At 38.9% G+C, this 22,029-nt stretch carries 39 protein-coding genes, 1 tRNA gene and 2 pseudogenes; all 42 read right to left on the bottom strand.

All coding sequences use genetic code 11. From position 1 onward, the window contains the following. Positions 1–248: 248 nt before the first annotated feature. Entirely contained in the window at positions 249–470 is a 222-nt protein-coding gene (locus DXA93_RS12570; protein ID WP_117802163.1) for a hypothetical protein, read from the bottom strand. A 27-nt stretch (positions 471–497) separates the two neighbouring features. Further along, on the bottom strand, positions 498–686 hold the full coding sequence (locus DXA93_RS12565; protein ID WP_118640188.1) for a hypothetical protein: 189 nt from the start codon (positions 684–686) through the stop codon (positions 498–500). Between the two features lie 474 nt (positions 687–1,160). Then, a pseudogene (locus DXA93_RS12560) lies at positions 1,161–1,748 on the bottom strand (transposase); the annotation flags it as partial. Positions 1,749–1,818: 70 nt separating this feature from the next. Then, positions 1,819–2,244, bottom strand: a complete 426-nt coding sequence (locus DXA93_RS12555) for a hypothetical protein (RefSeq protein WP_119208514.1) — start codon at positions 2,242–2,244, stop codon at positions 1,819–1,821. 93 nt (positions 2,245–2,337) lie between these two features. Then, a complete protein-coding gene (locus DXA93_RS12550) occupies positions 2,338–2,814 on the bottom strand; it encodes a JAB domain-containing protein (protein ID WP_118640184.1) in 477 nt (158 codons plus the stop codon). 72 nt (positions 2,815–2,886) lie between these two features. Continuing rightward, on the bottom strand, positions 2,887–3,183 hold the full coding sequence (locus DXA93_RS20970) for a DUF5983 family protein (RefSeq protein ID WP_119208512.1): 297 nt from the start codon (positions 3,181–3,183) through the stop codon (positions 2,887–2,889). Between the two features lie 236 nt (positions 3,184–3,419). Next, on the bottom strand, positions 3,420–3,611 hold the full coding sequence (locus DXA93_RS12540) for a hypothetical protein (protein WP_117802169.1): 192 nt from the start codon (positions 3,609–3,611) through the stop codon (positions 3,420–3,422). Between the two features lie 21 nt (positions 3,612–3,632). After that, on the bottom strand, positions 3,633–3,812 hold the full coding sequence (locus tag DXA93_RS12535; RefSeq protein ID WP_117802170.1) for a hypothetical protein: 180 nt from the start codon (positions 3,810–3,812) through the stop codon (positions 3,633–3,635). Positions 3,813–3,841: 29 nt separating this feature from the next. Then, the gene (locus DXA93_RS12530; RefSeq protein ID WP_118640183.1) at positions 3,842–4,258 is read right to left on the bottom strand and encodes a hypothetical protein; all 417 of its coding nucleotides are present in this window, start codon (positions 4,256–4,258) and stop codon (positions 3,842–3,844) included. 199 nt (positions 4,259–4,457) lie between these two features. Then, on the bottom strand, positions 4,458–4,667 hold the full coding sequence (locus DXA93_RS12525) for a hypothetical protein (RefSeq protein WP_117802172.1): 210 nt from the start codon (positions 4,665–4,667) through the stop codon (positions 4,458–4,460). A gap of 3 nt (positions 4,668–4,670) precedes the next feature. Continuing rightward, positions 4,671–5,465, bottom strand: a complete 795-nt coding sequence (locus DXA93_RS12520) for a hypothetical protein (RefSeq protein ID WP_118640181.1) — start codon at positions 5,463–5,465, stop codon at positions 4,671–4,673. Between the two features lie 232 nt (positions 5,466–5,697). Beyond that, the gene (locus DXA93_RS12515; protein ID WP_117802174.1) at positions 5,698–5,934 is read right to left on the bottom strand and encodes a hypothetical protein; all 237 of its coding nucleotides are present in this window, start codon (positions 5,932–5,934) and stop codon (positions 5,698–5,700) included. A 4-nt stretch (positions 5,935–5,938) separates the two neighbouring features. Then, a complete protein-coding gene (locus DXA93_RS12510) occupies positions 5,939–6,613 on the bottom strand; it encodes a hypothetical protein (protein WP_117802175.1) in 675 nt (224 codons plus the stop codon). Positions 6,614–6,779: 166 nt separating this feature from the next. Beyond that, positions 6,780–7,127 carry a hypothetical protein gene (locus DXA93_RS12505; RefSeq protein WP_117802176.1) on the bottom strand — a complete coding sequence of 116 codons (348 nt, stop codon included), beginning with the start codon at positions 7,125–7,127 and terminating at the stop codon, positions 6,780–6,782. 39 nt (positions 7,128–7,166) lie between these two features. Further along, positions 7,167–7,382: pseudogene (locus tag DXA93_RS12500) on the bottom strand (single-stranded DNA-binding protein); the annotation flags it as partial. Beyond that, positions 7,379–7,726 (bottom strand): ASCH domain-containing protein, encoded by a 348-nt coding sequence (locus DXA93_RS12495; protein ID WP_117802177.1) that lies wholly within the window; start codon positions 7,724–7,726, stop codon positions 7,379–7,381. The pseudogene DXA93_RS12500 and the gene DXA93_RS12495, both read right to left, overlap by 4 nt. Then, complete coding sequence (locus DXA93_RS12490) at positions 7,720–8,109, bottom strand: helix-turn-helix domain-containing protein (RefSeq protein ID WP_119208510.1); 390 nt, start codon at positions 8,107–8,109, stop codon at positions 7,720–7,722. Before DXA93_RS12490 ends, DXA93_RS12495 begins: the two co-directional genes overlap by 7 nt. 115 nt (positions 8,110–8,224) lie before the next feature. After that, on the bottom strand, positions 8,225–8,413 hold the full coding sequence (locus DXA93_RS12485; RefSeq protein ID WP_118640177.1) for a hypothetical protein: 189 nt from the start codon (positions 8,411–8,413) through the stop codon (positions 8,225–8,227). Between the two features lie 59 nt (positions 8,414–8,472). After that, on the bottom strand, positions 8,473–8,724 hold the full coding sequence (locus tag DXA93_RS12480) for a hypothetical protein (protein WP_118640176.1): 252 nt from the start codon (positions 8,722–8,724) through the stop codon (positions 8,473–8,475). Positions 8,725–8,746: 22 nt separating this feature from the next. Further along, a complete protein-coding gene (locus DXA93_RS12475; protein ID WP_119208508.1) occupies positions 8,747–9,358 on the bottom strand; it encodes a hypothetical protein in 612 nt (203 codons plus the stop codon). A gap of 284 nt (positions 9,359–9,642) precedes the next feature. After that, positions 9,643–10,035 (bottom strand): hypothetical protein, encoded by a 393-nt coding sequence (locus DXA93_RS12465; RefSeq protein ID WP_119208504.1) that lies wholly within the window; start codon positions 10,033–10,035, stop codon positions 9,643–9,645. A gap of 15 nt (positions 10,036–10,050) precedes the next feature. After that, positions 10,051–10,320 (bottom strand): hypothetical protein, encoded by a 270-nt coding sequence (locus DXA93_RS12460; protein ID WP_147343068.1) that lies wholly within the window; start codon positions 10,318–10,320, stop codon positions 10,051–10,053. Positions 10,321–10,329: 9 nt separating this feature from the next. Beyond that, positions 10,330–11,163 (bottom strand): hypothetical protein, encoded by an 834-nt coding sequence (locus tag DXA93_RS12455; RefSeq protein WP_119208502.1) that lies wholly within the window; start codon positions 11,161–11,163, stop codon positions 10,330–10,332. A gap of 129 nt (positions 11,164–11,292) precedes the next feature. Further along, positions 11,293–11,547, bottom strand: a complete 255-nt coding sequence (locus DXA93_RS12450; RefSeq protein ID WP_119208500.1) for a hypothetical protein — start codon at positions 11,545–11,547, stop codon at positions 11,293–11,295. Between the two features lie 311 nt (positions 11,548–11,858). Further along, the gene (locus DXA93_RS12445; RefSeq protein ID WP_118640173.1) at positions 11,859–12,533 is read right to left on the bottom strand and encodes an ImmA/IrrE family metallo-endopeptidase; all 675 of its coding nucleotides are present in this window, start codon (positions 12,531–12,533) and stop codon (positions 11,859–11,861) included. 8 nt (positions 12,534–12,541) lie between these two features. Continuing rightward, a complete protein-coding gene (locus DXA93_RS12440) occupies positions 12,542–12,826 on the bottom strand; it encodes a hypothetical protein (protein ID WP_117802187.1) in 285 nt (94 codons plus the stop codon). A gap of 22 nt (positions 12,827–12,848) precedes the next feature. After that, on the bottom strand, positions 12,849–13,094 hold the full coding sequence (locus DXA93_RS12435; RefSeq protein WP_117802188.1) for a hypothetical protein: 246 nt from the start codon (positions 13,092–13,094) through the stop codon (positions 12,849–12,851). A gap of 1 nt (position 13,095) precedes the next feature. After that, on the bottom strand, positions 13,096–13,260 hold the full coding sequence (locus DXA93_RS17880; protein WP_158568357.1) for a hypothetical protein: 165 nt from the start codon (positions 13,258–13,260) through the stop codon (positions 13,096–13,098). Between the two features lie 59 nt (positions 13,261–13,319). After that, complete coding sequence (locus DXA93_RS17875) at positions 13,320–13,490, bottom strand: hypothetical protein (RefSeq protein WP_158568358.1); 171 nt, start codon at positions 13,488–13,490, stop codon at positions 13,320–13,322. Between the two features lie 325 nt (positions 13,491–13,815). Then, the gene (locus DXA93_RS12430) at positions 13,816–14,133 is read right to left on the bottom strand and encodes a hypothetical protein (protein WP_117802189.1); all 318 of its coding nucleotides are present in this window, start codon (positions 14,131–14,133) and stop codon (positions 13,816–13,818) included. A 22-nt stretch (positions 14,134–14,155) separates the two neighbouring features. Next, positions 14,156–14,335 (bottom strand): hypothetical protein, encoded by a 180-nt coding sequence (locus DXA93_RS12425; RefSeq protein ID WP_117802190.1) that lies wholly within the window; start codon positions 14,333–14,335, stop codon positions 14,156–14,158. Between the two features lie 194 nt (positions 14,336–14,529). Further along, on the bottom strand, positions 14,530–14,781 hold the full coding sequence (locus DXA93_RS12420; protein WP_117802191.1) for a hypothetical protein: 252 nt from the start codon (positions 14,779–14,781) through the stop codon (positions 14,530–14,532). Positions 14,782–14,787: 6 nt separating this feature from the next. Continuing rightward, positions 14,788–15,597, bottom strand: coding sequence for a radical SAM protein (locus DXA93_RS12415; protein ID WP_119208498.1), 810 nt, complete (start codon positions 15,595–15,597; stop codon positions 14,788–14,790). Between the two features lie 335 nt (positions 15,598–15,932). After that, positions 15,933–16,005 (bottom strand) — tRNA-Gln (locus DXA93_RS12410). Positions 16,006–16,148: 143 nt separating this feature from the next. Continuing rightward, entirely contained in the window at positions 16,149–16,832 is a 684-nt protein-coding gene (locus DXA93_RS12405) for a hypothetical protein (protein ID WP_158583297.1), read from the bottom strand. A 144-nt stretch (positions 16,833–16,976) separates the two neighbouring features. After that, on the bottom strand, positions 16,977–18,218 hold the full coding sequence (gene iscB / locus DXA93_RS12400; RefSeq protein ID WP_119208494.1) for an RNA-guided endonuclease IscB: 1,242 nt from the start codon (positions 18,216–18,218) through the stop codon (positions 16,977–16,979). A gap of 394 nt (positions 18,219–18,612) precedes the next feature. Beyond that, positions 18,613–19,011 (bottom strand): hypothetical protein, encoded by a 399-nt coding sequence (locus DXA93_RS12395; RefSeq protein WP_147399554.1) that lies wholly within the window; start codon positions 19,009–19,011, stop codon positions 18,613–18,615. Next, the gene (locus tag DXA93_RS12390; protein WP_119208490.1) at positions 19,001–19,195 is read right to left on the bottom strand and encodes a hypothetical protein; all 195 of its coding nucleotides are present in this window, start codon (positions 19,193–19,195) and stop codon (positions 19,001–19,003) included. The genes DXA93_RS12395 and DXA93_RS12390 overlap by 11 nt, the downstream gene beginning before the upstream one ends. Positions 19,196–19,354: 159 nt before the next feature. Beyond that, a complete protein-coding gene (locus tag DXA93_RS12385; protein WP_118640166.1) occupies positions 19,355–19,774 on the bottom strand; it encodes a hypothetical protein in 420 nt (139 codons plus the stop codon). A 180-nt stretch (positions 19,775–19,954) separates the two neighbouring features. Then, positions 19,955–20,878, bottom strand: a complete 924-nt coding sequence (locus tag DXA93_RS12380; protein WP_117802198.1) for an AAA family ATPase — start codon at positions 20,876–20,878, stop codon at positions 19,955–19,957. A gap of 75 nt (positions 20,879–20,953) precedes the next feature. Beyond that, the gene (locus DXA93_RS12375) at positions 20,954–21,505 is read right to left on the bottom strand and encodes a leucine-rich repeat domain-containing protein (protein WP_158581765.1); all 552 of its coding nucleotides are present in this window, start codon (positions 21,503–21,505) and stop codon (positions 20,954–20,956) included. 170 nt (positions 21,506–21,675) lie between these two features. Next, a complete protein-coding gene (locus tag DXA93_RS12370) occupies positions 21,676–21,903 on the bottom strand; it encodes a hypothetical protein (protein WP_117802200.1) in 228 nt (75 codons plus the stop codon). Between the last annotated feature and the right edge of the window lie 126 nt (positions 21,904–22,029).

The raw sequence follows: 22,029 nt of genomic DNA, 5'->3' as shown, positions 1-22,029 counted from the left end.
ATTCTATTTGTATAACAATAAATCTAATGTTTTTTCTAAATGATAACATCACATTTATGAAATGTTTCTAAAAATTTCTAAAATCCTTATTTCACACTTGTAGTCTAAGAGAAAATATCCTATAATAAAACTGAAGTTATTAGAGTTCACTAGAAGACTCCAAGTATCTTCACTTGAACCGAGAAAAACGTGGAAATAAGGGGCTGTAACAGAGCAAATATTTGCCGATGTTGCAACCCCTTATTTCATTATTCTGGATAATTACGTTGTTTTACGAAGTATTCCGCCCCATATTCTTCCGCATCAGCCCTGTTATACACGGTCTGTACGGTATATTCAGGAATATTGTATCCGTTTTCTGCCTGCCACGATTCAAACAAATCTGTGGCTTCTTTTTTTGTGTAGCTGCAAAACTGAATAGTACCAAATCCATCAACGCTACTGCTGTAATTAAACTGATAGGTATACATTATATCCTCCATTTCATTCTTCTGTTTTTATACCAGTTCGATATAGTCAATGCAATCCCTTTCAAGATTATTTTTGTCACAGAAATCATTCCATAATTGTTCAAGATCCCGAGAACCAAACGCAACGAACTGTCGTTCGTCTCCATCGTAAAATCCAATATCGTAAACATGTCCACCAGGAATGACAACATCTCGGCTTGCTTCTTTATAGGTCATTTTCTAATTAATCCTCCTCATATAATCAAGTGTTTTTTATTGAAAATTCAAGGTTTTTCAACCTTTCATATCTCAGTGAATAAGCCACAGCTATGAGCATTTCGATGTATCAGGTACTGAAATAGCGGTTGAATGGTATACGAAATAAAACGTCATTGATTTTCGCTTTACTGGCCTTGTGTATACCCTTCCCTCTATGGCAGCTAACCTCCTATATCCACCAGGATCATCTCTGTCTCCAGAGGTCCTAACTTCCTTCGTCCTGCCTGTCCATAACCAGGGTGTCAGCTATGCTCCTATACGGGGTCTCGCCCCATGGAAAATATTCCTGCCGACTACTGGCTCATTCTTTGTATTATTGATTACTGACTCGCTTCCTGTTCCAGCACTGTGATCAGTGGACGTTATCTGTTACATTCTGCTTAATTCAGTGGCTATCCACTTGACAGCCTCCATTACAGTTACTTGTCTTTCTTACGCAGCCTGTAGATAAACGGCCGGTCTCTTGATGTCACTGACCATCTTTTTCGGATCATAATCCACACCTTTTGTCAGCATGGCATAAAAGACACGTATCAACTTGGCTGCAATCGCCATAAGTGACTGCATTTTCTTCAACGGATTCAGCCTTCTGGTTGTGTAATAATTATGGAGTTCCCTGAACTCCTGGTTCTTCGACACAAGTGACATTGCAACCTCAAAGAGCAGATATCTGAGTCTCTTTCGACCTCGTCTGCTTATTGTTGTCTCGCCCTTGTGCATTCCCGAACTATTTTCAACCAATGCCAATCCTGCAAGCTTCTGCAGTTCCTTCGGATTGTTGAAGCGGCTGATATCACCTACTTCTGCAAGGAACCCTGACACTGTCCTGATTCCCACACCTTTGATCTCTAACAGCTTTTCAGCCATCGGAATCTTTCTTACCAGTTCTTCAATTAGAACCATAACTTCCTGTAGACGCGTATTTCTGGATTCATAGTCCTCCAGAAGCATTCGGATTTCCATTCTTGCAGACACCGCACCTTCTTTGCTTCCAACGCTGTGCTCTGCAGCTTCTATCAGGTCTTCGCCCTCGCTTTTCCAACTCCAATATCAAGAAACACAAAGCAATTCAATATATAACATGAAATCGTCATTTCTTCTGCTCGTCAATTAAATCCAATACCTCACACAAAGTTTTATATCTACCTTCTTCCATATCATTCATATTGCGATTTACCGTTTCATTTTCTAAATCCTCAATAAGCTGCTCAATTTTAATTCTTAATTCGTCCACTGTTATACCTTCCAATCTCTTTCCAATCTCTTCGTTACTTGGATACTTCTGTAATTGATTTATTGAAACATGTCGCTGTTCAATATAACCATCTTCCATTTCAAAATCAACATCTGCCTCCTCATTTGGGTTTTCCCATGCATAATCTACAAATATTCCAAACAATTTTAAATTTTTGTGAAATACTTTATCACCTTTCTTAAATTTCATTTGTTTCACCTCATCTAATAAATCAAATATATCTCTATATCCATCATATTTTCCTTGCTCTAAATCATTCATATTACGATTTCCAATCAAGTCTATCCCACCTGTCCTGGGAATTTTCAGTCCACATTATGGTCCACATAATTATATCGCTCCTTTTGAAAATTTTTATCCAAATAGTTCCTTTCCATACTCTTCCAGCAGGCTCACATATCGTCCATCGCCAATAATAAGATGGTCCACTAACGGAATCCCTATTGTCCTTCCAGCGTTTACGATATTCTTCGTACTATCGACATCATATTTTGATGGTTGCAAGTGTCCGCTTGGATGATTGTGGCAAATAAGAAAATGGGTTGCTCCAACGATAAGCATTCGAATCAAAATTTCTCTGGCTGAAAGCAAGCTTGCAGCAACAGTACCTCTGCTAATCTCAAAAACACCAATAATACTACTTCTCGTGTTTAGAGCAATAGCATATACATGTTCTTCTGGCAAATTGCTCATTTGAAAACATTTCTCCATGATTTCTGCGACGTTTTCCGGCGAATTACAATTGCTTTCACATAAATACGATTTTTTCTTTTCTAAGTATGGAATTTTTGATGCATTAAGCAGCATCTGATATTCTTGTATTCGTTTCATCCGCTATTTCTCCAATATCTGATTTTCTCGTGCTGTTGCCAGCACGAGAATTTATAAATTGATTTTGCTTGATTACGCACAGCGTCTGCTATTACCACTCATATGTAGGAGCTCACTTGTTTCACACGCATCGGAATCCAAAAGGATCAACTCGATATCATGTTCGTACGCGTACTTCAGCACAATTTGCAGATCATTTGGGAGGGCTTGGAAAAAATCCGCGAACTCCTCTTCGCTGCTTCTATCCGGAACGATAATAAAAACGCCATAGGGGTATTGATAACTATACGGAGGCTGGACTGTATTTAAACTATTCACAGTTTCTTCCGTAAGATGGCTTGTGCATAACTCCAAATATTTTTTGATCATATAATTGTCCTCTTCTGCTGAAAATTTTGAGTTACTTGAATGGCTGCCGAAAATTTGTAATTAAGGCTCAAGCCAATCAAGTTCTTCCGGTGAAAGGCCACATTCTAAAAGTTCAGTTTTTAAATCGCTTATGGTTTTGTCAGGATTGATAGCTAATCCAACAGAGGTTTTTGTAGAAGCTAAATATTCGTCAACTGAAATCGGTCTGATCTCAGAAAAAACATAATAGTCTTCAGCTAGGCCAAAATTCCATATAAATCGGCCATATGATCCCAGTCATCTCCAAACACGATTCCTGAACCGCAATATTCATCCCTTATGAATCCGCCGCCAAATTCTTGAGGAATCAAAATTTTATAAATATCACCAACGGCAATATTTTTTCGTTGTGTCGTTCGTTCGGCTCGCAGCCATGAAAACGCTCCCATATTGTGTTTCCTCCATTTTCCTTATTCGACAATCTCAAATCCGTCATGAAGCCAGCCGCTCATATCAGAAAGCCAATCTGATATAGCATCTACATCCGGACCTGCATCCGAATCCATGAAGCAATCCGGAATAGTGACTTCGTTTGGCAGATCGATTTCATATCCATCAGTTTCCCATTTAATATTAATTACTTTTGCCATAAAATTTCCTCCAGGTCAATGATCCTGTATTACCAAATAAAATCCAGCTTAACACCAGTAATGGACTTAGAATCTGTGTACACTGGGTCCATTAGCCGATATAATCCCGTAAGATTTTCCTTACCATTGTATTCTTCCAGAAATTCCTTATAATTTCCGTCATAAAGTCCATTACGATTTTCAGCGTAAATTTCCCCAATTTCTTTCCATGAACTCAGAATTCCATTTACCTGAATCTCTGAACCATGCCTGGTTTCTATGCTGTTTTTCAAGAGTACCACGGCATCTCCATTGATTGCTTTTTGAATTTCCGCATATGTTTTAAGCAATGTAGATCTTAAATTTCTTACATGAAAATCAAAAAAATTGGAGTTAATTTCCTGATCTTCAGTAAGATACAGCTCATATACCCGTGCTTTGATTTCGGATGTCGATGTGAAATTCATGCTACTTTTAATATCCTTTCTTTGACATAATGTATTTCAGAACGTGTATTTTTCTTCTCCTTTCTTATAGATTGTCCTGATGTGTATAGAATTAGCAAAGAGAGCTAAAATAATATTTCTGTTTTGTAATCTTTAAATCGTTGGGATAAAGAAAACCGCGCCAATATTCGGCGCGGTTTATCAAATAATATGTGTTTGATTAATTTTGGTCTTTACAAAAATCGAACATATCCTTATGCGTTTCTGCGATCGAAACTAAGACAGGATACAGAATATCATGGCTTTCTTTCAGCTTATAGATACTTTTTTCAATCTCTTGAACCTCTATATCATAGATGTCAGCATAGTCATCAGCGTCCATATCTGTACTCAAATTATACAGAATATTTGCAATTTCACAATCTTTCATATGTTATCCTTTCCGGTTGCTCCACAAAAAGCGGTATTGTTCGATCAGCATCATATGGGAACGAATCCACTTTTTAAGCTCTGTTTTATTCAGGCTGCGGACGTACGTTTCTTCACCACTAGGAGAAGTCATAACGAGCAGCCCATCTTCAGACATCTTCTGCATTAATCGCATGATATGGTCTATTGTTTGACCAGATCCGTAATTTCTTCCATCATTTATTCCCAGTCTTTTCAAGCGATGCTTCATCGCAAGCGCTCTGCTGATTTCGATTGCATCATAGAATCGTGTGATTCTCGGAGTTTGGCAAACGTCAAACAGATCTTTTTTGAGGGCTTCATCCTTAAACATAAGATACTTCTCATATGCTTCGTCAGAAAGCACATATACGGTATCATGCAAATCCACCCAGCGAATGGAAGACAGTGACATACATTCAATCGCTTCTGCCACTTTTCTGACATCATTTTTAAGAATGACTCCACTAATTTGCTGTGGATGGGGATATAAGTAAGCACGTTTTTCAGCGCTGTTTTCAACATTATACCCGCTGTCCTCCAGAATGTCAAAGGATGCGATCACTTTGCTTGCTGCAGCATACCACTCATCTCGCGCTTCATCCGATGCAAATCCAAAGGCGGAAGGATCTTTGTCATGCATATATGACGGAGTATTGATATTGAAGTAAACTTCAACGTATTGTGATCCATAGTCATAATCTGGATTCCAATTATCTGTAAGGTAATGATCATCTCCATAATCATTGCCGCATCCATACTGATGATATTTAATTCCCATATTTACCTCATTTCTTTCGAAAATCTTATTATTTGTCAGATCTCAGCTTAGGGCAGAGAGTGAGGCCGCCATCAATCGATGGAACTCTTCTGTAAGCATTTCTGTGCTGGCAACCTTTTTTACTGCATTCCGGGCAATAGCATTTTTGGTATTGCTCATATGACATTTTCCAGTTTGTTCGGCTAAATTCTTCTTTCGTCATCATGATTTTAATCCTTTCCAATCTGTTTGATCAAAGAGCGGCCTGCTGAATTACTTTGAAAAGCTCCCGATCACAACGTAAACCGTTTGAGATGTGTGCGCACAAACCGAACGGTGTTTCTTGTGGATAGGGATACATTTTCGTTACAAAATCGTACAGGCTGGCAGGCTTATTCCATGCTTCCCTGAAATTTCCAAAAGTAACAAACTTCTTTCCGTCAGATTTACGTTCCATCAAATAGCAATAGGTTATTTTACGTTTTTTCATTTTTTTATACCTCCACAATGAAATGTCTGCCCTTGGTCCAGTTTGCCGCATCCAATGCTGTCTGATAGGTGTTGATTTTGACATTTAACTGTCCGAGATCATCAACCCAGTAGCTGGTATTATCGCGTTGCTGGTGAAACAATTCGCAAAACTCTTTCTTCATCTCTTCTACTTTTTTTCTGCGTTTCAGGGTCAATTCGGCATCATACGGGAATTCATCCCCATAACGATATGCTGCAGAAGTGCCTTTTTTCTGACAGTCAGAGAATACACGATATCCGGCAAGATTATGTAACACGACAACCTCTTCAAAATCAGCATTGCAATAGGTATTTACAAAGTTCAGAATATTTTCTTTGGTATATTTCACCTTTTCAATATACAAATTCCGCTCACACGGCAGACGGGATTCCATACAATCATTGATTTTGGGATCATCTGTGATATAATGGCAGGAATCACAAAACATATATCCATATTCGGATTTTATAATCCATTTTTCCCGCATATCTTTTCCAGATTTATCCTCTTTTTTTATTGCTAAACTTTTGCAGCCACATATCAATTCAATGTACACCTTTTTTCCGTCTCTGTTCGTAAAGGCAGTTCTGATTCTTCCGCTCTCAACATCGTTGTGCAGAATATAACAGCCAGCAGCCTCAAAATATAATGTTTTCATATCCGTCTCCTTTTAAAATGAATATTTTCCAATAGTGACATATGGTTTTTCAGAACGTGGTATTGTTACACTCCTTTCTTGAATAATGGTTCTGATAGAGATAGAATATGGAATATTGCAGAAAATAAAATAAGGGACCAAATTGGTCCCTTATCCATGGTAATACTCATGTTGTTTCACGCTCGCTCCATAACGCCGGTACGGAGCAACCATATAATTTGTTACAATATCTATTCATCATGTTGCGGAAAAAGAATTCCTCTTCCGCTGTCAATTCCCAATCAAAAGATTCCATGTGGTCATCGTAGTCTATTTCGTACATTGCTGTGATCCTTCCGTCCTTATGATAGAAAGTATAGAAATTGATCCAACTAGATGATTCACGAGTATGTGTTCCGAAATATTTGTCCACATCAAACCACAGTTCATATGTGATGTTGATGGAATCGTTTGGATACACATCAAAATCATCACAGCACCGAATATCTTCTTTGATAATATCAATTTCTCGCATTAAATCCTCCTATTGTATTTTTAAATCGAATTTCTGCGGCATTATGGTTTTCGTCCCTTTATGCAGGTATCTCTCAGCGAACTCTCCCGCCTTGCCGAATGCAACGCACTGGATGAAGTCTGCTGAGTTTTCCTGGTTTTTTCCTCTTCTGTCAACTGCCAGGGTGTATCTCGCTACTGCCATAGCCTGCTCTCCCTGAGTATATCTAACTTCCGGATCACGTGTGAGGCGACCCATTAAAATTACTTTGTTCATTGTCCTGCTCCTTTCTCGATTTCCTGTATTTTTAACACGTAGTATAACTTTCCCGGCTCAGCTCCCCATTCCGGCTTGCCTTTTCCAAAATGTAATGTGCATTTGCAGATGATTTCCGGAGACTCTTCGGAATAGCCATTTCTAAATACTATTGGTACCGGCCACGGCTTCCGGATTTCTTTCGGTGCTGCATCTCCATATACCATCTGACCTCCAACCAGGAGAAAACCGAACGCATTCATAAACCTGCTGTCGTAATACGGCTTGATTTCTCTGTACTCCTCTTTCTTTTCTCCGGAGGCGATCATATCAAACCACTTCTTTTTTATTGGCAGCGTCAGCATCGCTCTCCACCTTCCTTCTCTTTCAGATATTTTTCACATTTCCGGTATATTTCCGGATCGAACTCTTTCTTCTCGCGTTCGTAGGAACTGTACTCTGCCGGACTACATCCAGCAATCTGCGACATTTTCATCATTGTTATTTTGGCATCTTTCCTCAGTGCTGCAATATGGCCTGCATACATTCCCTTCTGACTGTTCAAGTTCTGAATCTTTATTCTTTCCTTGACTGCCTCTGACTCTGTAAATCTCTTCACTTGATAAACCTCGCACTGCTCATTTTTGCAATCAAACAGGCATCCGTGCCTGCCCCTTGGTCCATCGAAGAACCCTGCCACGTATTTCGTAGGTTCTTTACAGAGATTACATTTTGCATTCACCACCATGCGTCAGTCCTCCCTTGATTTATCCAGCAAATTCGTATGTTTCAATAAACACTTCTTACATCCGTTCTGGGTAAAACTCCTTTCGTAAAAAATTATTATATGTACTTTTCAAATTTCAGTCAGCGGACTTTCCAGAACCTTCAACAGGCGCCTCAATTACTTCAACAATTCCGGCATCGACTAAAATTCTTTCAATTTCTCTTGGCTTTGAATCTTCTGAAAGCCAATCGCAATCGGAAATTCCCATAATTTCCTCAATAATGGAATCCATGGATTCTCTTGTGATTCTGTTAGAATTAGACATCTTTATACCTCTTTCTTTTAATATTTTGCATTACTAAATTTTGGGCCGCATGAAAATAATTACTCCCAATCAACCAAAACCTGTTCTGTATCTCTGTTTACCACAGAATAATCCAATTCCTGATCCAGAGATTCTTTCGCTAGAGATTCTTTCACTTCCAGATCAAAATGCTCCAGCAGTGAATTTACTAATGGACTTTCTCCAGCCCTAATTTTTTCCAGTTGTTCCGGAGTAACATCGAGACATCTTTGAAACCGTATGGTTTTTTCTACAGTAATGCGAATCGGGATCGTTTTAATATCATTTTCCATATCAATCTATTTTCCTTTCTTTTCAATGCCAATCAAACAGCACGGACTCCATCTCACTGTTTACATCTGAATCATCAGCTTCTGCAACCGGAACCTCTTCCTCAGTTTCAGAACCATCTAAGGGCTGTTCTGGATCACCATACGAAAAAGAATATTCGAGTTCATAACCCAGATCAGCTTCGTTGGTGGCGTTAAGTGCATCTAACGTCGCATCCATAAGATTCAGTGTTTCATCCAGGAGTGTAATAGGGACCTCTTTGCTCTCTGCCGAATCCTCTTCTTTAAGTCTCTCTAACTGATCCAGGGTAACATCAAAACGCTTTTTGAACCGAATATTTTTATAGAGAGTAACATAAACAGGGATCGTGTCGGTAAGCTCGTCCTTTATAGGCTGTTGCGCAGAGGCCGTTCTTTCAGCTTTTACGCGGCGGATTTCTTCTGCTACCCTCTTCGGATCAGCAATATCCGTGAGTCGATGCGTAACGAAATTCATTCGTGACGGATTTTCTTTTTGCATGCAAAGAAATTCATGTGCAATTGCCCGATCATGGCATTCGATATTTTTATAAGCGATGAGCTTATCAATCAGCTCATCTTTGGTCATTTTTTTGTATAATACTCTTTCTAAGTCCATATGGTACTTCCTTTCATCATATTTGTTATTCTTGAAAATTATATTCCGGATACACGCAGTCCATATTGAAGTCATTTTCGAACCAGCAATGTTTCGAAATCTCGGGAATATCCACGATAATATGATCCGGATATGTCTCCTTAACTGTCCCTTTGCAAAATTTTTCATCCAGCCGGCATCGAACAGGCTGCCCAATAGTAAATAAATGCGTTAAATCTGACATTTTGTCCTCCAATCAGGATAGAGCCTGCTTGGAGCAGGCTCATTTTCCCCATTTTCATAAATCAAATTCTATCCAGTCTTTCCAGAAAGAAAAACAGCAGTCTCAAAAATCTTTTTACCATTGTCTGAAAACCTGCAGAAAATAAACACGGTGCAGCGGCAATCGCTAAAAGAGATATGAGAATATTGGTCCAGATCCAGTTATATTTTCGCATTAAGAGCGAATCATAATAATAGGCATCCGGTAAGCTGCCAAACATTTTCTGATGCCTTTTCGTTTCCATAAGCTGGCGTAATGCCACGATAATCTTGAACGACTGAAAAAAATCCAGAAAGATTATGTATGTAGCCACTCTGTAGTCAAAGTGATAAGCCGCAAGGATGATTGCACTTAGAAGAAAAAGTATCACTTCTGCTAAACTCACTTCACGAATAGCGTATTCTGGCTTTGCCATAGCTAAATATCCTTTTTAATGACTATATTTTTTCGCAGTGACTTGCAAGACTTTCGCATAGTTCCCGATCGGATATTTAGATGGTCCGCAGTAATCCTTAAAAATTTTACCTGTAACCATACTATTTCGATATACTGCGCCACCAAGATAAAAGGCGGCCAGATATCGTAAATCGGTTGAGGTTAATTCGTTTACATTGATGCCTGGGAGCAGTCCGATAATCACTGTGTCGGTATTCAAGCGATGCAGGAGTGAAAACTTTCCTGCCAATTTGTTCTTTTTCATAACATTCACCTATTCTTCCTCAAGTACAGTTACCTTTGAAAAATCTGTGTGAATCAGTTTTGCTACGCCTTCTGACATAGCGAGAAAACGTTCATCACTTACCTTTTGCATGGTAGAATGCACCTGAATAATCTGGTTGAGTGCCAGATAAACATCAATTCCTGTTCCGGAAGTCATCTGCAGCCGCAGATCTTCTAAGACTTTCTCCGCCGCTTTCTTCGGCAGAAAAGCATTTTTCTTAACCAGGGTCGCAACAACGCCTGGAACGTCTTTTACGTCCATATTGCCTAATTCTTCAATCCGGTCTTCATTCGCCTGCAGAACCGATCCGAGTTCTCCGCATTTCTCCTCAAAGACTTCAACAGAGGCTTTATCTCCTTTGTGTTCCATCTGAATTCCCGTACCAAGCGGCATTGAGATGCCATTGATTTCCAGAAACATACTGAGGAATACACTGGAAAGCCCAAGGTCCGAGGAAGAAAAACGAATGCCAGCTCTTATGGATTTTACGTCACATCCGGCATTTTTCATGGTTAATGCTAATGACTGCTCCATAACCGGATCATTCAGCCAATAGTTGGCAATCAGGTATTCGAAAGACAGCGTTCCAGAGTGAAACTCCAGATCCGGATGTTCTTTCGTTACAACCTTTTTCATTGCTTTCAGAAGATCAATATAAGGCAATGGAACGTACTGATCCGATACGACACCGGGAACGCAGCCATCCAGCGTAATGACATAGCACAGTTTCGAGTTCAACTGGGCTACCCTTGTCAAAATCTGTCCTTTCTCACGCACTGGCAGTGGTAAACGGTCACCACCTTTGATATCAAACCGCATCATGCTCCGCAGTCCATCTCAAGTCGTTTCAGGATAGAAATGTATCCCACAGAGATTAATGGACGGATTTCATATCCGTATTCACCCGGATATGCAAGGAACATGCCGTCTTTTTGAATACAGATAGCATTTTCAGCTATATGGGTCTATGCTGCCGACTTTCAGGGGGGAACCATGCAGATTGACAGCAATATTGCTACACTGCTCCTGCAAAAACAGCTCCTGCTCCTTGTCTATTCCAATTACAGCGACATCATTGATGACACATGGAATATACTTTTCAAGTCGTTTCATCTTCTCAACAAGATCCCAAAGCCGATCTTCTGTGGAGATCTGAATAAGATCCTCTTCTCCACTAAAAATTTTTTCAGTAACTACTTCTCTCATGATTATTATCCTTTCATTGACAAATTGATATTTCAGATCGTTATTTTTTCGTATGCTCCTTTCGTTATATTGATCTGATAAATATAGAATTATAGAAAGGGTAAAAAACAAAACGACCCGCATAAAACTGCGGATCGTTTGTGGAATTCTATTATAATCGTTGAGATGCCGTTCCTGCCCATTTTTATTCTGAATTTGATTTCTTTTTGCGTTAGTCCTGCTTGCCCTTCTATTATTGTTGAGTTTTCCGGTTTCATTACTGCGTAAATTCGATGGTTATATCTTATATCACCATGCTAAAGCCAGAGGTTTTACGACATCTCATAATAAGCTCTTTCAGATAATCCCAAAATCTTTGCTCGAGTATATGCCGCACTCAGCGACACATTGAAGAAGTCCGCCACTGCCTGCATATGAATAGTTCTTTTTCCAGATTCTGCAATGTCCGACGCTGCTTCCAAAGTAAGGAAAAAAATATATCGCGGCATTAAAAGAGCAGCTGCAAACTCATTTGCCTGCCGCACCTTTTCTGGATCTTTTTCTTGAAACGGAACTTTATCAGCTTGTTTTTCCCAAATTTCAGCATTTGTTTTGTACCCCATATGCAGAAAAAGATGCCCTAATTCTTGCGCGATAGCAAAACGTTTTCTCTGTTCATCTTGATATGAAGATACAATTATTTTAAAACCATCTCCATTTTTTTCGAGTGAAGCATAGGAAAAATCTTTTTTCATTTGGATAGATCCGCCCAGTTTCTGAACCAAATCGTTTATATCATCAACTCGGAAACCGATTTTATATATATCTAAAATATCTTCGGCCAAAGAATTGATCATATTTCTTATATAATCCGTCATTTTTGCTTTTTCCTTTTCGTGTATATACAATTCCAGCAATACCTCTTTTTTAGTCAAGGTTAAATCTTTTAAAATATTTTCAATTATGTCCGATGGTAAAAACTGAAAATATTTCTTTACGTCTTTCATTTCATTAATCAGTATAGCTTTTGCGCTTTCTCTATTATTTTTTCATCAGTCACAATATAATTTTTATTTCTAATGGGCATAGGTAAACCATCGTACTCACCAAGATAAAACTTTTCACAAGGTTCTACTTGGAAATCATTTTGACCAGGAATATCCCAATTTTTCCTTAAACATGTTCCCATATACATAATGCTATGTAAAACGTCATCTTCAGATAACCAAATCAAATCTCCAAGTCTAATTACATTATCAGAACTGGCTTTTGTAACCGTATACAATTTATTCCTTTCCATTTGTCTATCTCCATTTGTAATCTTATTTAGAAATGTTTTCTACTTCTCTGACCGTTTCGCTCCATCGTGAGACATCTAAATAGTGTGTCTTGCAAGGCTCGACTTCAAAGTCATTGGTTCCAGAAGCGTCCCATTCTGCCTTTGAGAGCCAACCCTTTCCTTTGCAGCTATTCAGATCTCCATTCGCAGAAAGCCAGATAATGTCTCCAGTCACGAAAGTACCATCAGAACTAGGCTTTGTGACGGTATATAATTTCAGCTTTTCCATTTTACTGTGCTTCCTTTCTTAACTTTTTCAGACACTCCGGGCAAAGATTGCCATATTTTTCGTCATATGCCCAATTTTTGACCATTTTCTTTAGGGTACTCACATCTTTGCTGGTGTTGTAATATCTCGATACAACCCCGCCGCACTGGTCACAAATAACTTCCATAAAAATTATCGCTCGTTTAATTTAGATCACCCTCATTTAACGTAAGAATTGCCTCTGGTTTACTGATCAATATTTGTTCCAAAGATATACAGCCGCAGCAACATGTCCTTTTCTTCGGCAGTCATATCTTCCAGCATACTTTCAATTATGTCTTTAGGCAAAATTTTGAAGTCGTCTTTGACTTTCGCCATCTCATCAATCAGCTCTATTGATGCATGTTTATTATTCATTAGATTCACCTCTCTCTGCAAATCTTTTCCAATAGCTATAGCAAAATTTGTAGTTATCTACGGATTTTTCGGAGCGTCCGCCGGTGTAAGATTCGATGCAACCCAGACATCTTTTAGAATAGTCTGTATCGGAAGAAATGCACTGATTACATCTTGAACGTAGTCCCCATATATCCTTTTCTGTTCTGACGATTTCCTCAAGCTGCTTCAGATCATAGATCTCTTTAAAACTTTTCTCCGTATAGATACGATCCGCTATATACCATTGAATAATTCTTACTTTATCGCACTTTTTGATGAAAATCACTTCCTTTAGAAGGCAAATTTAGTCAATGCCTATGCTGCCATAATCTCTCTCAACGTAGATAATCTTTTCCCGCTTCATTGCAGTAATTACTTTTGAAACTTCGTTTTTCTTAACGTCTAATACGCTGGCCACATAGTCCACGACGGTTTCTTTAGACAGTTGTTTACCCTTCAAATAGGAATAGATACAGTCTCTTATATCAGCATTGGAAATCACAGAATCGTAATTAACTTCCGTTAAGAAATATATTTTTTCAATATCCTCTTTCTTTATGCTTTTTACTGCATCTGCAGAATTTAAAATTTTATCACCGTTAGTTGTTTTTACCAAATACATGTGCAATTCCTCCTTGAAATTATTATATTTCGTTTTTAGCATGTCCTTTTGCTTTTGAACATTTGTTTTTTAAGAGTGATAACTCTTCTATTGCCTCTGAAATAGATCCGTCTTCGTCACTGTCGATGCCGGAACTTAGGACGGCACTCATTATACGACCAGCAATATCAATAGCCTTTTCCAACTTTTTACTTAAATTCATCGATTCTCCTTGTACTTTTTTCTACGCTTTTCTCTGGATTCTGATCTTTGTTGCTTTAACAATTTACATCCGCCGCAATTATTCCGGTTTTTGCAGAACCAGCAATTATCATTGTCAAGCGTCCACCACCAAGGCGGCTGCGGCCGCATTTTTCTTTTTGCCTTTCCCATTGCAGCTCCTATACTTTCCAGAATCTAAATATGTCTTTCCCTATCTGACACCATGCTACCATAAAATCTTTTGGCTGTCTCTTCAAAAAACAGCTTTTCAGCCAAATCAATTGCCTGTGCATTCGTCTCGAAAGGATACACGCTTGCTAATTCTTTAGCATATGCCCTAATCATTGTACTTTTCGAACCAATCATGTTGCTTTCCAGCATATCATGATAGATTTTCAGCATTTTGTCATCTGAAACCTTTGAAAAAATGTCCATTTTACTTCCCATATTATCCTATTTTCCTCCACAAAGATAGTACGCAGTAGGATGAACTTTCTTTAAGTTATCCCATGCAATTTCGCATTTCTGGCAAGTGCATTGTCTAATGTCCTGAATGATTGCCGCTTCACTTTTATATATGTTAGACACTTCAGGACATAATGCCGATTCACCCAGTTTGATACCGCCATTCGGAGCAATCACCGGCGTGCAAACCTTACCGTGCTGGAGCAGGCAGGTTACCATCTGAGAAATGGAGTTTACATTCTGCAAAGTAAGAAGCCTGCAATTTGCACACTTAGGGCCTATAACATTCCAGTCAGCATTTGGAAAATTCTGAAGGGCGCGGCCTTGCGGGTATAAGCACTTCTGCGGATTCTGCGGGTTTCCCGGGACCGCCTCAATGATGGCTCCCAGCTTATTCAACCAATATTTTTCCTGTTTAGACAGTGGATCTGGATAGAAGCGCGGATCATCTGTAACCTGAATCAGTACCAAACGATTCCCATATCTTTTGATAAACTGCGTCACCCTTGCATATACTTCTCTGTCCCGGGCTAATTTACGCCCATTCGTGATAAAACATATGGGACATCTAAATGCCAGCTGGGTCCATTTGAACTCTAAAACATCCAGAATTTCCATGATCTGCGGATGCTCAAACATTTCTCCGCCGGAAAAATTCCATGTTGGGATTTTATAGGTCTGCAGGAAGTTTAAGGAATTTCGAAAGGTCTGTATGGGCATATGCAGCCCATCCGGAGTACAATCTGACATGCAATGGGAACAGCCCATATTGCATGCATAGGTAACATCAATAATCATAAGTCGCCTCCTTTTTATTGTATGCGTAAAGACTATGTAGTCAATTCCATTACCATTTTCGATAAATAAATTTCATCCATATTATATGGCAACGCATTTGTATCAGCATTTATGCCAGCATATTTGTTCTGCAGTCTTGCGTAAAAGGCTGTTATGTTGCAAAAAATACGCCAACATACACTGATTGATTGGAATTTAATATGAAAATACTACATTTCCTTCTGCTTAATGCTGAATTTGTGACAGAATCAAACGTATTCTCTGCATCATATATTGTAGTATCAGCCAAGACTAAAGTAGTCGAAATTGCGACTATTTATGATGCGCGAGAAAAGCTGGGGCAGTCGGATTCGAACCGACACAGTTCAGCAGTCAAAGTGCTGTGCCTTACCGCTTGGCCATACCCCAGTAATGGATAGAAGGCTCAACAAGTTCTTCTTTACATAGTATTATAAAAAATTTTTAGATTCGTTTTCACGTACGAAAAAAAGCTGAGCCTTTTATATTTGTTTATGATTGCTTTTGGCGATTTGAAGCTGTTATTTTTAACATCACTCCGCAGTGTCTTCTCTTCCAGCGGTATAATAAGCGTCCTTGTCCCGGAAGAGCTGGATTTCTTTTTTGCATCCATAACACGGAAAACGGAACTGCTCCTCTTCAATATTTGTCATGTATTTATATGCCATTCCGCAAGTACATTTTAAGAAGACCTTTTTCAAATCTTTCAGCGGAATTGCATTCCCACACTTGCAATGGCATTGCTTTATCGCTTCATGGTAACATGCACCCCAGGTATTCCCGCATTTTGGACACCGGATGAGCAACATGCCCTTATAAAAAACGGGAGCAGTTTTTGTATCTTCATCTGACTTTGTAGCAGCTTCAATTCCTTCTTCTGATGCTGCCGGAGCTTTTTCTTTTGCGGTTTCCGGTTGGAATTTTTTCAAAACATCTGATAATGGATAGGTAAGCGAATCTGGATCTGAAATAGGTTCCACCGGAGCAGGGTCCTCTGAAAGTGGATCGGGATATTCAATCTCAGAGCTAAAAGGTACATCCTGCTGGAAAAGATCCTCTACTGCTGGTAAAGCTTCAATGTTTTTACTCGCTGCCGGACCGATAACGAATTCTGAATTGTCTGGGGCTTCATCGAATTCCGAAACGTCCGGAAGATCAAACGGGGGACAAAATAACGGGTTATTTGAATCCTCCTCATTCAGAGTTGAAACAGCCATCTGATATGCTTCGTCGATAAGTTGTCGTGCCTGCATGGATGTAACCTGAAATTCCATACAGGTATACGGCGTTTTGATTGTTAATAACATAAAAACCTCCTTGAAATAATATAACTAATTACGTCTAAGTATAGACAAACGTGTTTAGCTCGCATTCTCAAACCAATAGATTTTTGAATATTTCCATAGTAATTTGCACTTCCTCGCATTAACTTTTTTACAATGTTTTGTTGGGCTTTGAAAATTAATCGCTTTTTGTTCCGGGTATAGTGCTGTTACATATCCTCTGTGAGTTTCGCCATTTTTTAATGTATACTCAACCAAATCTCTATGCTTAATTCCTAAAACATTGTCGGTTTTCGCTTTGCTTTGTCTACGCATGGGTTTCACTGTCCATTCTTTCATATCATAGGTGTCAGGCTGCAAATTCGTAATACAGACAGCATCATTGGCGTGTGATTTCTCAATATTCCAGTCAATGCGTTTATTGGCTGTATCTCCGCCGTTTGTCAGATATAATACTCCCAAACTGGACAATTGTTTTCTAAGCCACTCTTTACCAATCATTACATGTTGTGCATAATTCAGGTTTTTATGATCAGAAGATTTTAATAGAGAGAAATATCTATCCATATATAATTCTTCCTGGCCTTCCGTTTTCTGATGGCAGCTTTTACATAATGTAATTAGATTATCTAACGTGTCAGAACCATTTCGTCTTCTTGGTTTAATATGATGAACTTCTAACCTGCAATTCAATTTTCCGCATTCCATACACTTGCCGCCATCTCTTAGAATAGCTGCTTTACGGATATTTTCATCCAGTCTATTAGATTTTTGATATTGCCAACGATAAGGTTTATACCCATCTGTCAATGCTCGAATATCAATAGAAACATCTTCTAACCAATAATTTGTTATATTTATCCACTTATTAAGCCAATGGATCACTCTTATTATAGCTTGTCGTTTCTGTAAGATACTTGGAGCAATTCGTTTTTTTCTTTTAGACGATTTACGATTGTCGAATCTTGCCGGCCTATATCTTTTGTGATAACGATGATAGTGTCTATAGCTTCTCCTGACTTCCATAAGATGCTTTACATCATTGCGCTGCTCAATGGTTCCTTTGAAAACAACTTTATTTTTCGTTTTACATTTCTGAACCAGAGCAATACCCACATGAAGCCCACCATCATCGATTCCACAACGAATCTCATCTTTACAGATTTCATTTTCTGGAATTTCTTTCTTCAATTGTATTACCATTGGATATTTACTAACCAATGCTGCTCGTTTCTTGCGGATAAGAAACCATGCTTTTTGTTCTTTTGCCGGTGCTAATTGTTTCCCATTCGCATCTAATACAAAAGCATAACTTGTCATTTCTGACACCTTCCTTACGGAGAATTTCTCTTCGTGCCAAAGTCAAGCAGAGGATCTGTGGTTCCCTGTTATCAATGCAGGACATTAGCATTGTTTCCTGGTTTGCACTCACAGAGCTTCAGACTGAAGATTACATCTAAAGGTGTGTCTTTACCTTACTGCTTAACATAGTTCCTATCTGCAACATGTCTTTCGACAGTAGCAGTCACTTAGGCTTGAGACCTATTGTTAAGCTATAGATAAGAGACTTCATGTGTCCACTCTTATCTATATTTGAATGCATATTTCTATGTTTTTGGTTACTTAACAATTAGTCACTATACATTTTATAATCTCTCGGAATCTTCAGCCCGCTAAAATCAAGCTTTCAGATCCCTCTTTTTATATGAAGAAACTATCCGCCAAGAGATATTAGTATTTGCAAAAGTTCTGAAATGTTCGTACTCAGGATTTCTAAATTACTTAGCTCTGCTGTATCCTTTGAAAAAGCTTGCAGACATTCCTTTCGAGAATATGATTTCGTACCCACTTTCACGATTTCAGGTAAAAAACAGCATTTGAGATACCTGAAGAACTTTGTTACTGATTCTTCAGCATTTGCCAAATATGTCTCCGTGTTAATCCATAGATGACATTGTACGTTATCACCAGAATATCCCAAACCAATCTTGCGGCAACCATTTTGCGTTTCCGCCATCTGCAATGCCACTTTGGCATAGGATATACTGGTTAGCGCGTTTTCGCCTAATGCTGTTACTGTACATATTTCTTGCATTACTCTTTCACTGCTCATCTTGAAATACCGTTTTTTTGCTTTTTTTTCTGGCAGCCCTCTTCCGCATCTGCTCACTAAGATACCGCATCTGCTCCATATCCTCTTCCGGATCTCTTGGATGACCTGGACACATCAAGACCAAGCTCAAAAATCCGAAAAAAAGTCCACAAGCTCCAATAATTCCACCAAGTGTAAGTGCCATAACCTTCCATCTCCTTTTCAAACGTTAGAGAGCTGATTTACACTCTCTTATATAGAATTGCAAATCCACTTTCAAAAATTTCTCACGTACGAAAAAAAGCGCGGAATTCTGTTAAAATTCCACGCTTTGCGAATATTTATTTTCTTTTAAAAGGAGAACTTATTCTTCAGGATATTTTTTTCGGAAACTTTCTAAAACATGTTCAAACATAGTTTCGATTTCTTCCGCTGTCAGATCCACGATCTCCGGGAAGAAATCTTTTTCCTCCTCATCATAATCATCATAGTCGTCCTCATCGTAAGGGTCATCCAGATGATCATGCACAAAATTATAGTCCTCAACGGTATCCAAAAAATCCCGAAAACATTCTGAAAATGTAGTGCCGCCATAGTAAAAAGGACTCATCTCAGTATTCGAACCAGATTGCATACCATTCTGCTCCGCGGCGCGGGCAGCCTGTTCGGCTTCTTCTGGATCTATGATATGTCCCCAAAGTCCATATTCATTTTCCTCCAAAGTTCCAAAGTGTCCATTGCAAATCAGGCACCGGAAAATAGGTTTCTGATCAAAATTCTCCATACGTTTTTCCTCGTTTATCTTTCTTCAACAATTTAGTCTGTATCATATTCTCCCGTTACAGTTCGTTTTGTAGTGTTTCGTGGTGTTTCGTACTGTTACAGCTCAATATGTATCATATCACGATTGCCCCCAAAAGTCATTGCTGTTTTATTATTTCTTGTATTAATTCTAAAATCCCCTCTATTGATTAGCACGTTTCTTCTCTGCTTCCAAAATATCCTGAAGCAGGAGTGACCCAAGCTTTTCCGTAAGGTAATCTACGGTTTCCGCCTGTGAATGGTTCCCTTTTGCATAGTTCTGCAGATCAGTATCCAGTTCTAAGGCATCAATATCTTTAATGAACTTTTGGATCATCTGCAACTCTTCATCCGGTCCATACGGGGTAAACTCCACCTTATTACGGAATCTTCGAAGCAGAGCCTTATCCAGTCTGTCTGAGCGATTTGTTGCTGCAATTACCACTTGCCCTACGGCAAGTGTATCTAAGCATTGCATTAAGGAAATCGTTGTTCGGCCAAGCTCCCCATCTGCTCCCGTATCATGACCGCGCTCAAGACCGATACAATCAATTTCATCCAGCATCAATACACAAGGGACGTTTTGGCAATATTGAAATACCGTCTGCAAATTCTTAGCAGTTTTTCCAAGATAGGATTCAATTAAATTGGAAAAGTTAAGGTATATATAGGGAATTTGCAGTTTATATGCAACATACTTTGCAAATTCCGTCTTTCCAGTTCCCGGTAATCCGTAAATCAAACTGCCGTTACGGTATGAAATAGCATAGTCCGCTAATCTGTATGCAACCTGAGTTCCCGCATAAATCTTATCGTATAACTGCCGTTGAACAGTGCCTACATAATAACGATTTTCGGGAAAATCAGACACATCCTGAATATGGATAAGCCCTTGCAAATTAGCCGGCAAGGTAGTCAACTCTAAGCTGCCGATGTTCAGCAGGTTTTTGCAGTAATTAATCTGCCGTTGATTTTTTTTCGTTGTGTCATTCGCACAACATGCTATTGCTGCTTTTTTCGCATCTTGAATTCTGTTTTTAGCCAAACATTCGATTACGAGTAGCATATTTTTATCCAAACCAGACATTTCAATAAATCCTTTCTATATTTTTCTCGACAATTTCACGTAAAAGATTTCCAAACTTATCGCCAAGATAAACGGTTATTCTTCTACAATTTGTATATTCAAATCGTCATTGCTTTTCATGATTTCCTGTAACCGTGCTTCCGTTTCCGATCCCGCCGGAACGTGAATCTTTAATGGCTCTCCGCACAATGCAAAATTGTCCTCATCAATTTCCTCTACGGTTCCCGGGAGATAAAGATCTGTCAAAGAGCTACACGCTGTGATTGCGTGATCCCCAATCTTTTTTAATCCGTCCGGGAAATTCAGCTCTTGCAAGGAATCGCAGCCATAGAAGCTGCTGTTTTCTAATATCTCCACTGGACCTGAGATTTCAACTTTTTCCAGTGTTGTTGCAAAGTTAAATGCGCTGTTGCCAATTGCCCGAACCGTTTTCGGTAAAATAACCGTCTTTACTTCTTCATTTCCTTCAAAAAGCCGCTCACCAATCTGACTGACTGTCTTTCCGTTAATTTCTTCCGGAATGGCGATGGTATCCTGCGGGGTTGATGTCTCAAAATACCAGATAGATACTGTTCCATTCTCCAGATCCTTTTTAAGATACTGGATATCGGACGTTTCCCTGCTCATTGAAGTTGTAGATACCGAATGGTTGTTCGGATCAGTGTTATTGCCTACTGTTGCATTTTGGGAGCTGCCGCAACTGCTCAAAAGGAGGCAAAATCCACATAATCCTAACACAACTTTTCCCTTTTTCATACCCAAATCCTTTCTCTGAATATTTTTTGATGTATGCGGCGTTACTTCTTTTTAGACACTTCCGAAGCGCAACCCACAATATCCCCAATATAGATTGAGGTTTCGGTTCCATTTTCGTCTTCGACCACAACAATGAAATTGTTCAGATTCGAAATAATTCCAGAAATGCTTGTACCATCAGAAAGCTGCAGACGTACGGCATCATTTACGAAGAATCTGGCATTTTGTGAACCTACATACAAAGAATTCTCAATTGTTATGCTTTGCACAATTCTTCCCTCCTTATAAAATCTTTTCACATATAGTATTAGAAAAAAATGTTAAATCGTATTTCACGTACAAAAAAACAGTATCAACCCTCTAAGTAGACTCGGATGCTACAATCATAAAAAAGA

This window comes from Blautia sp. OF09-25XD (genome assembly GCF_003482095.1).
Taxonomy (GTDB): Bacteria; Bacillota; Clostridia; order Lachnospirales; family Lachnospiraceae; genus Fusicatenibacter; species Fusicatenibacter saccharivorans.
This window is presented reverse-complemented; position numbering and strand designations above follow the sequence as displayed.

Coding starts and splice junctions, on each gene's coding strand:
- DXA93_RS12405 (WP_158583297.1), bottom strand. CDS start 16,832: ATGGCTGTTTCAACTCTGAATGAGGAGGATTCAAATAACCCGTTATTT.
- DXA93_RS12385 (WP_118640166.1), bottom strand. CDS start 19,774: ATGGAGAATTTTGATCAGAAACCTATTTTCCGGTGCCTGATTTGCAAT.
- DXA93_RS12455 (WP_119208502.1), bottom strand. CDS start 11,163: ATGATGCGGTTTGATATCAAAGGTGGTGACCGTTTACCACTGCCAGTG.
- DXA93_RS12380 (WP_117802198.1), bottom strand. CDS start 20,878: ATGTCTGGTTTGGATAAAAATATGCTACTCGTAATCGAATGTTTGGCT.
- DXA93_RS12415 (WP_119208498.1), bottom strand. CDS start 15,597: ATGATTATTGATGTTACCTATGCATGCAATATGGGCTGTTCCCATTGC.
- DXA93_RS12570 (WP_117802163.1), bottom strand. CDS start 470: ATGTATACCTATCAGTTTAATTACAGCAGTAGCGTTGATGGATTTGGT.
- DXA93_RS12565 (WP_118640188.1), bottom strand. CDS start 686: ATGACCTATAAAGAAGCAAGCCGAGATGTTGTCATTCCTGGTGGACAT.
- DXA93_RS12445 (WP_118640173.1), bottom strand. CDS start 12,533: ATGAAAGACGTAAAGAAATATTTTCAGTTTTTACCATCGGACATAATT.
- DXA93_RS12460 (WP_147343068.1), bottom strand. CDS start 10,320: ATGAAAAAGAACAAATTGGCAGGAAAGTTTTCACTCCTGCATCGCTTG.
- DXA93_RS12485 (WP_118640177.1), bottom strand. CDS start 8,413: ATGTCTAATTCTAACAGAATCACAAGAGAATCCATGGATTCCATTATT.
- DXA93_RS12425 (WP_117802190.1), bottom strand. CDS start 14,335: ATGAATTTAAGTAAAAAGTTGGAAAAGGCTATTGATATTGCTGGTCGT.
- DXA93_RS12490 (WP_119208510.1), bottom strand. CDS start 8,109: ATGGTGGTGAATGCAAAATGTAATCTCTGTAAAGAACCTACGAAATAC.
- DXA93_RS12395 (WP_147399554.1), bottom strand. CDS start 19,011: ATGAGCAGTGAAAGAGTAATGCAAGAAATATGTACAGTAACAGCATTA.
- DXA93_RS12435 (WP_117802188.1), bottom strand. CDS start 13,094: ATGGAAAAGCTGAAATTATATACCGTCACAAAGCCTAGTTCTGATGGT.
- iscB (WP_119208494.1), bottom strand. CDS start 18,218: ATGACAAGTTATGCTTTTGTATTAGATGCGAATGGGAAACAATTAGCA.
- DXA93_RS12495 (WP_117802177.1), bottom strand. CDS start 7,726: ATGCTGACGCTGCCAATAAAAAAGAAGTGGTTTGATATGATCGCCTCC.
- DXA93_RS12535 (WP_117802170.1), bottom strand. CDS start 3,812: ATGGCAAAAGTAATTAATATTAAATGGGAAACTGATGGATATGAAATC.
- DXA93_RS12525 (WP_117802172.1), bottom strand. CDS start 4,667: ATGAAAGATTGTGAAATTGCAAATATTCTGTATAATTTGAGTACAGAT.
- DXA93_RS12390 (WP_119208490.1), bottom strand. CDS start 19,195: ATGGCACTTACACTTGGTGGAATTATTGGAGCTTGTGGACTTTTTTTC.
- DXA93_RS12520 (WP_118640181.1), bottom strand. CDS start 5,465: ATGGGAATTAAATATCATCAGTATGGATGCGGCAATGATTATGGAGAT.
- DXA93_RS12480 (WP_118640176.1), bottom strand. CDS start 8,724: ATGGAAAATGATATTAAAACGATCCCGATTCGCATTACTGTAGAAAAA.
- DXA93_RS12540 (WP_117802169.1), bottom strand. CDS start 3,611: ATGGGAGCGTTTTCATGGCTGCGAGCCGAACGAACGACACAACGAAAA.
- DXA93_RS12430 (WP_117802189.1), bottom strand. CDS start 14,133: ATGTATTTGGTAAAAACAACTAACGGTGATAAAATTTTAAATTCTGCA.
- DXA93_RS12465 (WP_119208504.1), bottom strand. CDS start 10,035: ATGGCAAAGCCAGAATACGCTATTCGTGAAGTGAGTTTAGCAGAAGTG.
- DXA93_RS17875 (WP_158568358.1), bottom strand. CDS start 13,490: ATGAATAATAAACATGCATCAATAGAGCTGATTGATGAGATGGCGAAA.
- DXA93_RS12555 (WP_119208514.1), bottom strand. CDS start 2,244: ATGAATGATTTAGAGCAAGGAAAATATGATGGATATAGAGATATATTT.
- DXA93_RS12420 (WP_117802191.1), bottom strand. CDS start 14,781: ATGGGAAGTAAAATGGACATTTTTTCAAAGGTTTCAGATGACAAAATG.
- DXA93_RS20970 (WP_119208512.1), bottom strand. CDS start 3,183: ATGATCAAAAAATATTTGGAGTTATGCACAAGCCATCTTACGGAAGAA.
- DXA93_RS12510 (WP_117802175.1), bottom strand. CDS start 6,613: ATGAAAACATTATATTTTGAGGCTGCTGGCTGTTATATTCTGCACAAC.
- DXA93_RS12440 (WP_117802187.1), bottom strand. CDS start 12,826: ATGGAAAGGAATAAATTGTATACGGTTACAAAAGCCAGTTCTGATAAT.
- DXA93_RS12505 (WP_117802176.1), bottom strand. CDS start 7,127: ATGCGAGAAATTGATATTATCAAAGAAGATATTCGGTGCTGTGATGAT.
- DXA93_RS12375 (WP_158581765.1), bottom strand. CDS start 21,505: ATGAGCAGGGAAACGTCCGATATCCAGTATCTTAAAAAGGATCTGGAG.
- DXA93_RS12515 (WP_117802174.1), bottom strand. CDS start 5,934: ATGAAAAAACGTAAAATAACCTATTGCTATTTGATGGAACGTAAATCT.
- DXA93_RS17880 (WP_158568357.1), bottom strand. CDS start 13,260: ATGGAAGTTATTTGTGACCAGTGCGGCGGGGTTGTATCGAGATATTAC.
- DXA93_RS12450 (WP_119208500.1), bottom strand. CDS start 11,547: ATGAGAGAAGTAGTTACTGAAAAAATTTTTAGTGGAGAAGAGGATCTT.
- DXA93_RS12530 (WP_118640183.1), bottom strand. CDS start 4,258: ATGAATTTCACATCGACATCCGAAATCAAAGCACGGGTATATGAGCTG.
- DXA93_RS12475 (WP_119208508.1), bottom strand. CDS start 9,358: ATGGACTTAGAAAGAGTATTATACAAAAAAATGACCAAAGATGAGCTG.
- DXA93_RS12550 (WP_118640184.1), bottom strand. CDS start 2,814: ATGAAACGAATACAAGAATATCAGATGCTGCTTAATGCATCAAAAATT.